The sequence below is a fragment of the Streptomyces sp. NPDC004667 genome (genome assembly GCF_040609475.1).
GTDB lineage: Bacteria > Actinomycetota > Actinomycetes > Streptomycetales > Streptomycetaceae > Streptomyces.
In genome coordinates this window covers 98,877-113,158 of sequence record NZ_JBEXKC010000002.1, presented here as the reverse complement: position 1 = coordinate 113,158, position 14,282 = coordinate 98,877, and the positions used below count along the sequence as shown (strand labels likewise).

The window sequence follows — 14,282 nt, the reverse complement described above, 5'->3', positions numbered from 1 at the left end:
GGGAGCGGTGTGGGTCCCGGCGCCCCAAGGTCTCAGCGCCCCGCGCCCGCCCCCCACCCAGCGACCTCGTCCTGCCGGATTTCCCCCATCGAAGCGCCTGCGATGATGGAAACCATGAAAGACGTGGAGCTGGATGCCCTCGACCAGTGCCTGGTCCAGGCCCTCGTGATCGACGGCCGGGCCCCCTTCAGCCGGATCGCCGAGGTGCTGGAGGTCTCCGACCAGACGGTCGTACGCCGCTACCGGCGCCTGCGGACCGAGGGCCTGGTCCGGGTCGTGGGGCTGCCGCAGGGCAGCCGCGTCGGCCTGTTCGAGTCCTGGCTGCGGGTGCAGTGCGCCCCCGACGCGGCGCTCCCGGTGGCGGAGGCGCTCGCCCGCCGTCCGGACATCGCGTGGGTGACGCTGAACTCGGGCGGTACGGAGATCCACTGCATGACCCGGGCCCGGACCCGCAAGGACCGGGACGCCCTGCTGCTGGAGAAGCTGCCGCGCACCCGCCGGGTGACCGGGATCAGCGCCCACACCATCCTGCGGAAGTTCTTCGGCGGGCCCGACGCGTGGGCGGGCGTGGACGTGCTGCGGCCCGACCAGATCGCGGCGCTGGAGCGGCCCCCCGTCGAGCCCGCTCAGGAGCGGTACGTCCTGGACGAGACGGAGCTGGCCCTGCTCTCGCTGCTGGGCCGGGACGGCCGCACCGGGTATCCGGACCTGGCCCGCGCCACCGGTCTGTCGGAATCGACCGCCCGGCGGCGGGTGGAGCGGCTGCGCGATCTGGGGGCGCTCTTCTTCGACGTGGAGTTCGTCCCGTCGCTCTTCGGCTACGAGGCGGAGGCCACCTTGGCGCTGACCGTCCCGCCGGCCCGGCTGGCGGAGGTGGGCCGCGCGCTGGCGGGCCACCGGGAGGTGCCGTTCGCGGCGGCCGTGACGGGGGCGTCCTCCCTCATGGCCGTGGTGGTGTGCCGGGACACCGACGCGCTCTACACGTACCTGACCGAGCGGATCGGCGCCGTGGACGGCGTCGGCCAGGTGGAGGTGATCCCGACCCTGCGCAGTGTGAAGCGGGCCGGGATGCTGGTGGAGGACGGGCAGCGGCTGGTGGACCCGCCGCCCGCCCCCTGACGTCACCGCGTCAGCGCAGCACCACGCCGCCCACCGGTTCGGCGTCCACCGGGGCGGCGACCAGTCCCAGTTCGGCCGCCGTCGCCAGCAGCGGGTGGCTCGGCAGGACCCGCACGGTGTAGCCGAAGGGCCCCGTGCGGTCGAGGGCGAGCGGGCCCTCGTAGACCCAGCGGCCCTCCAGGTCCGGGCCGGCGGCTGGCTTCAGCGGGAAGGTCCGCGCGTCCCGGATCACGTCCTGCGCGTCGACCCGGCCCGCGACGGCCTGCACCTCCACGTCATCGGGTGCCAGCGAGTCCAGCGCCACCCGGACCCGCAGGGTGAGGGTGGCGCCCAGCTCGGCGGTGCCCCCGACGGGCGCCGCGGCGACGGCCTCCACGTGCTCGACCGCCACCCGTGGCCAGGCCGCCCGTACGCGCCCCTTCCACCAGGCGAGGTCCCGCGCGGCGGCGGGATCCAGGGCCCGGTGGGAGAGGGCGGCGGGGGTGTAGAGGCGCTCCACGTACTCCCGCACCATCCGCCCCGCGAGCACCTTCGGGCCCAGGGACACCAGGGTGCGGCGGACCATCTCGATCCACCGCACGGGCAGCCCCGTCCGCCCCGTCCGGTCGTAGAAGCGGGGTGCGACGCGGCTCTCGATCAACTCGTAGAGGGCGCCCGCCTCCAGGTCGTCGCGCCGGTCCTCGTCGGTGCCCAGGCCGTCGGCGGTGGGGATCGCCCAGCCGAAGTCGGGCTCGAACCACTCGTCCCACCAGCCGTCGAGGACGGACAGGTTGAGGCACCCGTTGAGCGCCGCCTTCATCCCGCTGGTGCCGCAGGCCTCCAGCGGCCGCAGCGGGTTGTTCAGCCAGACGTCACAGCCCGGGTAGAGCTTCTGGGCCATGGCCATGCCGTAGTCGGGCAGGAACACGATCCGGTGGCGCACCCGCGGGTCGTCGGAGAAGCGCACCAGTTCCTGCACCAGCCGCTTCCCGCCGTCGTCGGCCGGGTGCGCCTTGCCCGCGACGACGATCTGCACGGGCCGGTCGGGGTCCAGGAGCAGCCGGCGCAGCCGCTCGGGATCGCGGAGCATCAGCGTGAGCCGCTTGTACGAGGGCACCCGGCGGGCGAACCCGATGGTCAGCACGTCCGGGTCCAGGACGGAGTCCACCCAGCCCAGTTCGGCGTCGGCGGCCCCGCGCTGCTTCCACGAGGCCCGCAACCGGTCCCGCACCTCCTGCACCAGCTGCTCGCGCAGGGCCCGGCGCACGTCCCACACGTCCTGGTCCGCGATCTGCGCGACCGCGTCCCAGCGCGGCGAACCGCCGACCGCGAGGGCGTCCTCGGTTCGCCCGGACCCGATCTGGCGGGCGCCGAGCCGCATCACCTCGGGGGCCACCCAGGTCGGGGCGTGCACCCCGTTCGTGACGGACGCGATGGGCACGTCGGCCGCGTCGAAGCCCGGCCAGAGCCCGGCGAACATGCCGCGGCTGACCGCCCCGTGGAGGGTGGAGACCCCGTTGGCGCGCTGGGCCAGGCGCAGCCCCATGACGGCCATGTTGAACACCCCGGGGTCACCGCCCGGGAAGGTCTCGGCCCCGAGCTCCAGGATCCGGTCGACCGGTACGGAGGGCAGCTCGCCGCCCTCGCCGAAGTGCCGGGCGAGCAGGGACCGCTCGAAGCGGTCGATGCCCGCGGGCACGGGGGTGTGCGTGGTGAACACGGTCCCGGCGCGCACCGCCTCGACGGCGGCGTCGAAGCCGAGCCCCTGCTCCCCCTCCAGTTCCCTTATGCGCTCCAGACCCAGGAAGCCGGCGTGGCCCTCGTTGGTGTGGAAGACCTCCGGGGCGGCGTGCCCGGTGATCCCGCAGTAGGCGCGCACGGCGCGGACGCCGCCGATGCCGAGCAGCATCTCCTGGAGCAGGCGGTGGTCGCTGCCGCCGCCGTAGAGCCGGTCGGTCACCTCGCGGGCGGCGGCGTCGTTGTCCTCGACGTCGGAGTCGAGCAGCAGCAACGGCACCCGCCCGACGCGGGCCTGCCAGATGTGCGCGTGCAACGACCGCCCGCCCGGCAGCGTGAGGGACACCCGGGCGGGAGTCGCGTCCTCGTGGCGCAACAGGGTCAGGGGCAGCTCGTGGGGGTCCAGGACGGGGTAGTGCTCCTGCTGCCAGCCGTCGCGCGAGAGGGACTGGCGGAAGTAGCCGTGCCGGTACAGCAGCCCGACACCGATGACGGGGACGCCGAGGTCGCTGGCGGCCTTCAGGTGGTCGCCGGCCAGGATCCCGAGGCCGCCCGAGTACTGCGGCAGCGCGGCGGTGATCCCGAACTCGGGGGAGAAGTAGGCGATGGCGGCGGGGAGCTCGGCGGTGTTCTCCTGGCTCTGGTACCACCTCCCGCCGTGGACGTAGTCGTCGAGGTCGGCCACGGCGACGGCGAGCCGCCGCAGGAACCGCCGGTCGGCGGCGAGTTCCTCCAGCCGGGCGGCGGGCACGGACCCGAGCAGCCGGACGGGGTCACCGCCGGCGGCCTGCCAGCCCTCGGGATCGACGGATTGAAAGAGTTCGCGGGTTTCCGTATGCCACGACCAGCGCAGGTTGCGCGCGAGTTCGGCGAGCGGCATCAGGGGTTCCGGGAGGACGGGGCGCACGGTGAATCGACGGATGGCCTTCACGTGTACCACCTTCGCAGGGGATGACGGATAGGAGCGGCCGCACCACGCTGTGCACCCGCGCAACGCCCCCGGAAGGCTAGCGTCGGCTCCGGCCGCGGGCCATCCCGCCTCAGCCCGGGCGGCCGGGCCGCAGCAGCGCGTCCAGGCAAGTGCGGGCCCTCGCCGGGAGGGTGGCGGGGTCCAGGGCGTGCAGGAGCGCGAGGGCCGGGGGGCCGAGGAAGGGGGCCAGGGCCAGGAGGGCCGCGAGCTCGGACTCCAGGGCGGCCGGGTCGGGCTCGGTGGCGGCGGCACGGGCCAGGGCGGCGCAGAGCATCCGGCCCGCCTCCGGGCCGACGGCGGGTGCGCCCGCTCCGACGGCTCCGGCGGGTGCGCCCGCACCGCCCGGACCGCCCGCTGCGGCGGCACCGCCCGCTCCGGCCGTGCCCGCGGCTCCGGCCGTGCCCGCGGCTGCGGCCACTTCCGCCGCCCCGGCGGCGGCCAGGGCGCGGACGCGGGGGTCGGGCGCGCGCAGCCCCCGTACGCACTCCCGCGGGCGGGGGTCGGCGTCGAGGCGCTCCCACTCCCCCAGGGCGCGCGCCCCGGGCCCGGAGAGCAGCACCCGCCCGGTCAGCCCGGAGTCGAGGCGGTCGGCGGCCCGGCCGTAGAGCTCGATGCGCTCCAGTACGGTCCACTCCCCGTCCGGGGTGCGCAGCCACAGCCCGGTGCGCGGCGCCCCGCGCAGGCAGCGCACGACGGCCAGGGTGGCGGCGCCGCTGGGCCGCACGGGCGCGGAGATCTGGAGCCGGCCGGCCCGCGCGAGGAGCCGGGCGAGCACGGGGGCCTCGGATCGGACCAGGCCGAGCCGGTGCAGGCCCTCGTCGGTGAGCCCCGCCTCGACGGCGGGCAGCGCGTCGAGCTGCGCCGCGAGCGGGCCGGCTTCCGTCTCGGCGCCGGCGGCCCGCACGAGGGCGGCGCCGATCTCCTCCTCCGCCTCCGGCTCCCACACCTGCAGCGCCACCCGGCGTGCGGCGGCCTCCCGTTGCCGGGGGTCGGGATGTCCGAGCTGCTCCGTCAGGCCCATGCCGGGCATTGTCCCGCGTGCGCGGGGCGCGGCGGACCGCCGGCGTCAGCTCCCGTGGCCGATGTTCCACCGGGCCGGCAGGTCGGCGTCGCACAGGGCGCACACGTACCAGTCCTCCCGGACGACGTTGCACGCGCGGCAGCTCTCGCACCGGCGGAAGACCACCGCGTGGGTGAAGCCCTCCGGGCGGTGGATCCCGGCCCGGTCCAGGGCGGCGGCGACGGCCCGCCAGGCCGTCAGGTCGGGGCAGTAGCCGGTGGACAGGTTGCTCACCGCGTCCACCGTCCACGGCCCGGCGGCGCCCCGCAGGCCCCGCAGGAAGCCCATCTCCCCGGCGGCCCGTACCGGTTCGCCGCCCGCGCAGACGACGTGCTCGCTGCGCCGGGGGGCGATCCGCAGCACCCCCTCCCGGTCGACCACGTAGGTGCAGGGCTCGCCCGGGTCTGCGGGGAGGGGCTCCAGGTCCCCCGGGCCGCGCACGGCGCGCCCGCGGACCCCGGGGCGGACGAGGGCGGCCGGGCCCGGCGGCCCGACGTACGGGAACAGCGCCTGCGCGGCGTCCACCGGCTACGCCGTCTCCGGGTCCGTCGCCAGCCGGGCGTGCAGGTGCTCGTCGTGCCAGCCGTCCGCGTGGTGGAGGGCGCCGCGCATCGTGCCCTCCAGGGGGAAGCCCGCCCGGACGGCCACGGCGCAGGAGGCCGGGTTGGCCACGGAGTGGCAGATCCGCAGCCGGTGCAGGCCGAGGCCGTCGAAGGCCCACCGGGAGACGGCCCGGACGCCCTGCACCGTCGCGCCGCGCCCGCGCCCGCGGGGCAGCAGCCAGTACAGGAACTCCGCGCTGCCGCCGCTCACATCGATGTCGCCGAGCCCGACGAGCCCGACGGCCGGCGCCGGACCCGGGTCGGCCAGCGCCCACAACGCGGCCTCCCCCGCCTCCCAGCGCAGGCCCCAGCGCCGGACGCGGGCGACGGCCGACTCCGGGGTTTCCGGCTCGGGCCGGTTCCAGTGGCGTATGCCGGGGTCCTCGTAGGCCTCCACGAGGACCGGGGCGTCCGCCTCCCCCCAGGGCCGCAACTCCATCCCGCAGGGCAGTGCGAACACCGGCTGTGGGGCCCTGGTGGTGGGTGGGGTGGGGGACATCTCGCTGGACAAGGGCTGCTCCCGGCCGACTTGACGGAGCCTCGGTGGATGTCGATCCATCCCCTGGACTTCCGCGTGCCACTACGTACGAGTAGTTAACCAACAGCACGGATTGGGCGGGGTGTGAGTGGGGCAGGGCTCTGCGGGTACGCGCGGTACACGCACGGCGCACCCGCCCCCAACCTTTCCCCGCCACCCGAGTGAACGCGGACAGGAGCGGCCATGCCCGCAGCCCAGCCGTCTTCCGAGCGGCTAGAAACAGAGCGAACAGAGCGTGCACTACCAGCCGCCATCGCGGCTGGCCTGTTGTCACCGAGCCCTGCGAACTGCCCCCAGGTGATCCCATCATGATCGGTCGCATTCCCGTGCTGGACGTCCGCCCCGCCGTCGACTGCGGCGCCAGACCCGCCAAGGCGGTCGTGGACGAGGTCTTCGAGATCTCCGCCACCGTGTTCCGCGAGGGCCACGACGCCGTCGGCGCGCACGTCGTCCTGCGCGATCCCAGCGGGCGGCTGCGCCCGCCCGTCCCCCTGAACGAGCTCGCCCCCGGCACCGACCGGTGGGGGGCCCGGGTGTCCGCCGAGATCGAGGGGAGGTGGACCTACACCGTCGAGGCGTGGAGCGATCCGGTCGCCACCTGGCGCGCCCACGCCGCCATCAAGATCCCGGCGGGCCTCGACACCGGACTGACCCTGCTCGAAGGCGCGGAGCTGTACACCCGCGCCGCGGCCAAGATCCCCAAGCGCGACGGACGCGAGGCCGTACTGGCGGCGGCCGACGCGATGCGCGACGAGGAGCGGCCGGTGGAGCGGCGGTACGCGGCCGCGCTCGCACCGGCCGTCGACGCGGCGCTCGCCAAGCGCCCGTACCGGGAGCTGGTCACCGCGGCCAAGGCGCTGCCCCTCCAGGTCGAACGCAAGCGGGCCCTCTTCGGTTCCTGGTACGAGATGTTCCCGCGCTCGGAGGGCGCGGTGGTCGAACCGGGCGGGGCGCCGGTCAGCGGCACCTTCCGGACGGCCGCCGAGCGGCTGCCGGCCATCGCCGCCATGGGCTTCGACGTGGTGTACCTGCCGCCCGTCCACCCCATCGGGTCCACCTACCGCAAGGGACCCAACAACACTCTTTCTGCGGGGAGTTGGGATCCGGGCGTGCCGTGGGCGATCGGTTCCACGGAGGGCGGGCACGACGCCGTACACCCCGAGCTCGGCACCATCGAGGACTTCGACGCCTTCGTCGCGCGCGCCCGCGAGCTGCGCATGGAGATCGCGCTCGACTTCGCCCTCCAGTGCTCCCCGGACCACCCGTGGGTGGAGAAGCACCCGGAGTGGTTCCGCCACCGCGCGGACGGGACGATCGCCTATGCCGAGAACCCGCCGAAGAAGTACCAGGACATCTACCCGATCCACTTCGACGCCGACATGGCCGGCATCGTCGCGGAGACGGTCCGGATCCTGCGGCACTGGATGGAGCACGGCGTCCGGATCTTCCGCGTGGACAATCCGCACACCAAGCCGGTCGTGTTCTGGCAGAAGGTGATCGCGGACATCAACAAGTCCGACCCCGACGTGATCTTCCTGGCGGAGGCCTTCACCCGGCCCGCCATGATGCGCGCGCTCGCCGCGATCGGCTTCCAGCAGTCGTACACGTACTTCACCTGGCGCAACACCAAGGCCGAGCTGACCGAGTACGTCACCGAGCTGTCCGGGGACCGTTCGGCCTCCGTGATGCGGCCGAACTTCTTCGTGAACACGCCGGACATCCTGCACGAGTACCTGCAGAAGGGAGGCCGGCCGGCCTTCGAGGTCCGGGCGGTCCTCGCCGCCACCCTCTCCCCCACCTGGGGCGTCTACGCGGGCTACGAGCTCTGCGAGAACGAGCCGGTGCGCGAGGGCAGCGAGGAGTACCGGGACTCCGAGAAGTACGAGCTGCGGCCCCGCGACTGGGCCGCCGCCGACCGCGAGGGCCGTTCCATCGCCCCGCTGATCACCACCCTGAACCGGCTCCGCCGGCGCAACCCCGCACTCCAGCAGTTGCGCGACATCCACTTCCACACGACCGACAACGAACAGGTGATCGCCTTTTCGAAGCACGCCGGAGCCAATTCCGTACTGGTGGTCGTCAACCTCGATCCGCACCACACCCAGGAGGCGACGGTCTCGTTGGACATGCCGGTACTCGGCCTCGACTGGCACGGGTCCCTCGCGGTGCGCGACGAGCTCACCGGCGAGACCTACCACTGGGGCAGGGCGAACTACGTGCGCCTGGAACCGGGCCGCACGCCCGCGCACGTACTGGCCGCCCTGCGACCGTCCCCGCCCACCGGAGGGTCACCCACCACATGATGATCAACGATCCCGTCCACGACACCTTCGAGGACACCCCCGCCAAGGACCGCGATCCCGACTGGTTCAAGCGGGCGGTCTTCTACGAGGTGCTCGTCCGCTCCTTCCACGACAGCAACGGCGACGGCGTGGGTGACCTCAAGGGGCTCACCGCGAAGCTGGACTACCTCCAGTGGCTCGGCGTCGACTGCCTGTGGCTGCCGCCGTTCTTCGCCTCGCCCCTGCGCGACGGGGGCTACGACGTCTCCGACTACACGTCCGTGCTTCCCGAGTTCGGCGACCTCGCCGACTTCGTGGAGTTCGTGGACGCGGCCCACACCCGCGGCATGCGGGTGATCATCGACTTCGTCATGAACCACACGAGCGACCAGCACGAGTGGTTCCAGCAGTCGCGCAAGGACCCGGACGGACCGTACGGCGACTACTACATGTGGGCCGACAACGACAAGCAGTACCAGGACGCCCGCATCATCTTCGTCGACACCGAGACCTCGAACTGGACGTACGACCCCGTACGCAAGCAGTACTACTGGCACCGCTTCTTCTCGCACCAGCCGGACCTCAACTACGAGAACCCGGCCGTGGTGGAGGAGATCGTCTCCGCCCTGCGCTTCTGGCTGGACCTCGGCATCGACGGCTTCCGCCTCGACGCCGTGCCCTACCTGTACGCCGAGGAGGGCACCAACTGCGAGAACCTCCCCCGTACCCACCGGCTCCTCAAGCGGGTCCGGGCGGAGATCGACGCGCACTACCCGGACACGGTGCTGCTCGCCGAGGCCAACCAGTGGCCCGAGGACGTCGTCGACTACTTCGGCGACTACGCGAAGGGCGGGGACGAATGCCACATGGCGTTCCACTTCCCCGTCATGCCGCGCATCTTCATGGCGGTCCGAAGAGAGTCCCGCTACCCCGTCTCCGAAATCCTGGCCAAGACCCCGGCGATCCCGGACCGCTGCCAGTGGGGCATCTTCCTGCGCAACCACGACGAGCTCACCCTCGAAATGGTCACGGACGAAGAGCGCGACTACATGTACGCCGAGTACGCCAAGGACCCGCGGATGCGGGCCAACATCGGCATCCGGCGCCGGCTCGCCCCGCTGCTGGACAACGACCGCAACCAGATGGAGCTGTTCACGGCCCTGCTGCTGTCGCTGCCCGGCTCGCCGGTGCTCTACTACGGCGACGAGATCGGCATGGGCGACAACATCTGGCTGGGCGACCGCGACGGGGTCCGCACGCCGATGCAGTGGACCCCGGACCGCAACGCCGGTTTCTCCTCCTGCGATCCGGGCAGGCTGAACCTGCCGGTCATCATGGACCCGGTCCACGGGTACCAGGTCACCAATGTCGAGGCGGCCATGGCGTCGCCCTCCTCACTGCTGCACTGGACCCGGCGGCTGATCGAGATCCGCAAGGCGAACCCGGCCTTCGGACTCGGCTCGTACACCGAACTGCCGTCGTCGAACCCGGCGGTGCTCGCGTTCCTGCGCGAGTACGGGGACGACCTGGTGCTGTGCGTGCACAACTTCTCGCGCTTCGCGCAGCCCACCGAGCTCGATCTGCGGTCGTTCAACGGGCGGGTCCCGGTGGAGCTCACGGGTGACGTGCGCTTCCCGCCGATCGGCGAGTGGCCGTACCTGCTGACCCTGGCGGGCCACGGCTTCTACTGGTTCCGCCTGCGGAGCGAGAAGCGCGCCGACTGACGGGCCGATGTACGGGGCGGGCACTCATTCGGGTCAATCGCCCGCCCCTGTACGGATCATCCTGACCCGACACTCGCCCATACCGGAGAAGCAACTGCCGCGCATCCGGGACACTCTGCGCATTCTGTGACGGCCCGGGGAAAGGACGCGACGCCATGTCGGAGGCTGCATCCGCCCGGAGCCGGCTGGCGGCCGACCGGGCCGCCGGGATCGCCCCGCTGGAGCCGATGCTGCGGGCCTGGCTGCCCGCCCAGCGCTGGTTCGCGGGCAAGGGCCGCGCCATCAGCAGGCTCAGGACCGTCTCCGCGGCCGAGCTGCTGCCGCCGGGATCCACCCCCGGCCTGCTGCACCTGCTCCTCGACGTGGACGGGGACTGCTACCAACTCCTGCTCGGGATCCGCCCGTCGCCCCTGCCGCCCGCCCTCGGCCCCGCCCTGATCGGGCACGTCGAGTCCGGGCCGTACACGGGCCGCACGGTCTACGAGGCGCTGGGCGACCCCCGGCTCGCCTCGATGCTGCTGGAGCGGCTGCGTTCCCCCGGCGCCCTGGGGCCGCTGCGCTTCGACCGGGACCCCGGGGCCCCGGTCCCGGCCGGGCTCACCCCCCGGCCGCTGTCCGGGGAGCAGACCAACTCCTCGCTGATCTACGGGGACGCGTACATCCTGAAGGTCTTCCGCCGGGTCGGCCCCGGGGTCAACCCCGACCTGGAGCTGCCCAGAGCACTGGCCGCCGCCGGCTGCGCCCGGGTGCCCGCGCCCGTCGCCTGGTACGAGGCCGAGCTGCCCGGTGGAGAACCGTTGACCCTGGGCGTCCTCCAGCCCTACCTGCGCGGCTCCGACGACGGCTGGCAGCTGGCGCTGCGCCGGCTCGGCGCCGGGGCCGACTTCACCGCCGAGGCGCACGCGCTGGGCCGGGCCACCGCCGAGGTGCACAGCGCCCTCGCCGCCGCCCTGCCCACCCTGGCGCTCGGCCCCGAGCAGACGGCCCGGCTCGCCGCCGGGATGACCGCGCGGCTCGCCGCCACCGTCCGCGAGGTACCCGCCCTCCAGCCCTACGAGGCCGGGCTGCGCGGGGCCTTCGACGCCCTGGCCGCCTCCCGGGGCGCCGGGGTCCCCGCCCAGCGCATCCACGGCGACCTGCACCTGGGGCAGACCCTGCGCACCGCCGACGGCAGCTGGGCGCTGATCGACTTCGAGGGGGAGCCCGCGCGGCCGCTGGCCGACCGGCGCCGGCCCGAACCGGCCGTGCGCGACATCGCCGGGATACTGCGCTCCTTCGACTACGCCGCCCGCTCGCACCGGCCGTTCGCCCCCGCCTGGGCGGACGCCTGCCGCTCCGCGTTCTGCGAGGGCTACGCCCGCACCACCGGCCGCGACCCCCGCGAGGACCCGGTGCTGCTGCGCGCGTACGAGACCGACAAGGCGGTGTACGAGGCCCGTTACGAGTCCCGGCACCGCCCCGACTGGCTGCACGTCCCGATGGCGGCGATCCGCCGCCTGTCGGAACCCCAGCGACCCGCCCACCGCATGCCCCCGCCGGTCACCCCCGGCACCACTCCCCACCCGAAGCCCCCGAGGAGGCCGCTCGCGTGAGCGCCGCACGACAGCCGTCACCGACCGTCCGCGACAAGGCCGCACCCGAGCCCGCCGCTCCGGCCGCGCCTGCCGCACCTGCCGCGCCGAAGGGGTCCCGCACCCCCCGGGCCCGCCGCGCCGCCCCGCCCCACGGGGTGCGGCCGGCCCCCGCGCTGGCGGCGGAGGAACGGGCCCGGCTGCTGGAGGGCCGCCACCACGACCCGCACGCGGTGCTGGGGGCCCGCACGCAGCGCGGCGGGGTGGCCTTCCGGGTGCTGCGCCCGTACGCGAAGACCGTCACGGTCGTCGCCAAGGGGCTGCGGGCGGAACTCTTCGACGACGGGGACGGGCTGTTCTCCGGGCTGCTGCCGCTGACCGGGGTGCCGGACTACCGGCTGCTGGTGACGTACGACAGCGACGAGATCGAGGTCCACGACCCCTACCGGTTCCTGCCCGCCCTCGGCGAGCTGGACCTGCACCTGATCGGCGAGGGCCGGCACGAGGAGCTGTGGACGGCGCTCGGCTCGCAGCCGATGGAGCACCAGGGGGTGGCGGGCACCCGGTTCACGGTGTGGGCGCCCAACGCCCTGGGCGTGCGGGTGACCGGGGACTTCTCGTACTGGGACGCGGTCGCGTACCCGATGCGCTCGCTGGGCGCGAGCGGCGTGTGGGAGCTGTTCCTGCCGGGGGTGGCCGAGGGCGCCCTGTACAAGTACGAGATCACCCGCCCGGACGGCGGCCACACCCTGCGCGCCGACCCGATGGCCCGGTACGCGGAGGTCCCGCCGGCCAACGCCTCGATCGTGACCGCCTCCCGGTACGAGTGGCAGGACGCGGAGTGGATGGCGCGGCGCGGGGCACTGGAGCCGCACCAGGCGCCGCTGTCGGTGTACGAGCTGCACCTGGCGTCCTGGCGGCCGGGGCTCTCGTACCGGCAGCTGGCGGAGCAGCTGCCGGCGTACGTGAAGGAGCTGGGGTTCACGCACGTGGAGCTGATGCCGGTCGCCGAGCACCCCTTCGGCGGGTCCTGGGGCTACCAGGTCACCGGGTTCTACGCGCCGACCTCGCGGATGGGCACGCCGGACGACTTCCGCCTCCTCGTCGACGCGCTGCACCGGGCCGGGATCGGGGTGATCGTCGACTGGGTCCCCGCGCACTTCCCGCGCGACGACTGGGCGCTGGCCGAGTTCGACGGGCGGCCGCTGTACGAGCACCAGGACCCGCGGCGGGCGGCGCACCCGGACTGGGGGACGCTGGAGTTCGACTACGGCCGCAAGGAGGTCCGCAACTTCCTGGTCGCCAACGCCGTGTACTGGTGCCAGGAGTTCCACGTGGACGGGCTGCGCGTGGACGCGGTGGCGTCGATGCTGTACCTGGACTACTCGCGCGACGAGGGCGACTGGTCGCCGAACGCGCAGGGCGGCCGGGAGGACCTGGACGCGGTGGCGCTGCTCCAGGAGATGAACGCGACCGTGTACCGGCGCTGCCCGGGGGTGATGACGATCGCGGAGGAGTCGACGGCCTGGAACGGGGTGACGCGGCCGACGGACGCGGGCGGGCTGGGCTTCGGGCTGAAGTGGAACATGGGCTGGATGCACGACACGCTGCGGTACGTGTCGAAGGAGCCGGTGCACCGCAAGTACCACCACCACGACATGACCTTCGGGATGGTGTACGCGTTCAGCGAGAACTACGTGCTGCCGATCTCGCACGACGAGGTGGTGCACGGCAAGCGTTCGCTGGTGTCGAAGATGCCGGGCGACTGGTGGCAGCAGCGGGCCACGCACCGGGCGTACCTGGGCTTCATGTGGGCCCATCCCGGCAAGCAGCTGCTGTTCATGGGGCAGGAGTTCGCGCAGGGTTCGGAGTGGTCGGAGACGTACGGCCCGGACTGGTGGGTGCTGGACTCCGCGTACCCGGCGGCCGGTGACCACCTGGGCGTCCGGAACCTGGTGCGCGACCTGAACCGCACGTACACGGCCTCGCCGGCGCTGTGGGAGCGCGACAGCGTGCCGGAGGGCTTCGCGTGGGTGGAGGCGGACGCCTCCGACGACAACGTGTTCGCGTTCCTGCGGTTCGCGCGGGACGGCTCGCCGCTGCTGTGCGTGTCGAACTTCTCCCCGGTGGTGCGGCACGGCTACCGGATCGGGGTGCCGCAGGAGGTGGGTCAGTGGCGCGAGGTCCTCAACACCGACCTCGAACCGTACGGCGGGAGCGGCGTCCACCACGCCCGTGCGCTGCGCCCCGAGCCGGTACCGGCCCAGGGGCGTGCGGCGAGCCTGCGGATGACGCTCCCGCCGATGGCGACGGTCTGGCTCAGGCCGTAGCGGCCGGCCGCTGCTCCAGGTGCTCTTCGAGTTCCTGGAGCAGCCTGCGCTTGGCGCGGGCGCCGACGAGCTGGCGGACGGGTTCGCCGCCCCGGAAGACGAACAGCATCGGGGTGGCCAGGACGCCGTAGCGGGCGGCGGTGGCCGGGTTGCGGTCGACGTCGATCTGGACGACCTTGAGCCGGTCCGTCTCCTCGGCCGCGACGGCGGACAGGACGGGGGCGAGCTGGCGGCAGGGTCCGCACCAGTCCGCGGTGAACTCCACCAGGACGGGCCGGCCGCGTTCCTCCAGTACCTCCGCGGTGAAGTCGGCGTCGGTCACTTCGGGTACGCCCTGGGCGTGGATCATGTGGTTCCCCTCTCGTGCGGG

At 73.6% G+C, this 14,282-nt stretch carries 10 protein-coding genes; 5 read left to right on the top strand and 5 right to left on the bottom strand.

All coding sequences use genetic code 11. The features are described from left to right. The first annotated feature begins 114 nt into the window (after positions 1-114). Positions 115-1,119 carry an Lrp/AsnC family transcriptional regulator gene (locus ABZW32_RS01605; RefSeq protein WP_356209742.1) on the top strand — a complete coding sequence of 335 codons (1,005 nt, stop codon included), beginning with the start codon at positions 115-117 and terminating at the stop codon, positions 1,117-1,119. Positions 1,120-1,129: 10 nt separating this feature from the next. Here ABZW32_RS01605 and glgP read toward each other — a convergent pair whose 3' ends face one another. From glgP to ABZW32_RS01585, 4 genes are all read right to left on the bottom strand, one after another. Continuing rightward, positions 1,130-3,766 carry an alpha-glucan family phosphorylase gene (gene glgP, locus ABZW32_RS01600; protein WP_356209740.1) on the bottom strand — a complete coding sequence of 879 codons (2,637 nt, stop codon included), beginning with the start codon at positions 3,764-3,766 and terminating at the stop codon, positions 1,130-1,132. Between the two features lie 109 nt (positions 3,767-3,875). Further along, the gene (locus ABZW32_RS01595; RefSeq protein ID WP_356209738.1) at positions 3,876-4,826 is read right to left on the bottom strand and encodes a hypothetical protein; all 951 of its coding nucleotides are present in this window, start codon (positions 4,824-4,826) and stop codon (positions 3,876-3,878) included. A gap of 45 nt (positions 4,827-4,871) precedes the next feature. Continuing rightward, positions 4,872-5,390: a hypothetical protein gene (locus ABZW32_RS01590; protein ID WP_356209735.1), complete on the bottom strand. Its 519-nt coding sequence runs from the start codon at positions 5,388-5,390 to the stop codon at positions 4,872-4,874. A gap of 3 nt (positions 5,391-5,393) precedes the next feature. Then, a complete protein-coding gene (locus tag ABZW32_RS01585; RefSeq protein ID WP_356209732.1) occupies positions 5,394-5,978 on the bottom strand; it encodes a GNAT family N-acetyltransferase in 585 nt (194 codons plus the stop codon). Positions 5,979-6,313: 335 nt separating this feature from the next. Here ABZW32_RS01585 and ABZW32_RS01580 point away from each other — a divergent pair, with 335 nt between their 5' ends. The 4 genes from ABZW32_RS01580 to glgB all read left to right on the top strand — a co-directional run bounded on the left by ABZW32_RS01580 (position 6,314) and on the right by glgB (position 13,912). Then, complete coding sequence (locus tag ABZW32_RS01580; protein WP_356209730.1) at positions 6,314-8,308, top strand: alpha-1,4-glucan--maltose-1-phosphate maltosyltransferase; 1,995 nt, start codon at positions 6,314-6,316, stop codon at positions 8,306-8,308. Continuing rightward, positions 8,305-10,011, top strand: coding sequence for a maltose alpha-D-glucosyltransferase (gene treS, locus ABZW32_RS01575; RefSeq protein WP_356209727.1), 1,707 nt, complete (start codon positions 8,305-8,307; stop codon positions 10,009-10,011). The genes ABZW32_RS01580 and treS overlap by 4 nt, the downstream gene beginning before the upstream one ends. 155 nt (positions 10,012-10,166) lie before the next feature. Then, positions 10,167-11,603, top strand: a complete 1,437-nt coding sequence (locus ABZW32_RS01570; protein ID WP_356209724.1) for a phosphotransferase — start codon at positions 10,167-10,169, stop codon at positions 11,601-11,603. Then, the gene (glgB, locus tag ABZW32_RS01565) at positions 11,600-13,912 is read left to right on the top strand and encodes a 1,4-alpha-glucan branching enzyme (protein ID WP_356209721.1); all 2,313 of its coding nucleotides are present in this window, start codon (positions 11,600-11,602) and stop codon (positions 13,910-13,912) included. Before ABZW32_RS01570 ends, glgB begins: the two co-directional genes overlap by 4 nt. On the opposite strand, the gene ABZW32_RS01560 is transcribed toward glgB, so the two are convergent. Next, positions 13,902-14,261 carry a thioredoxin domain-containing protein gene (locus ABZW32_RS01560; RefSeq protein WP_356209719.1) on the bottom strand — a complete coding sequence of 120 codons (360 nt, stop codon included), beginning with the start codon at positions 14,259-14,261 and terminating at the stop codon, positions 13,902-13,904. The two genes, glgB and ABZW32_RS01560, sit on opposite strands and share 11 nt — an antisense overlap. Positions 14,262-14,282 lie beyond the last annotated feature (21 nt).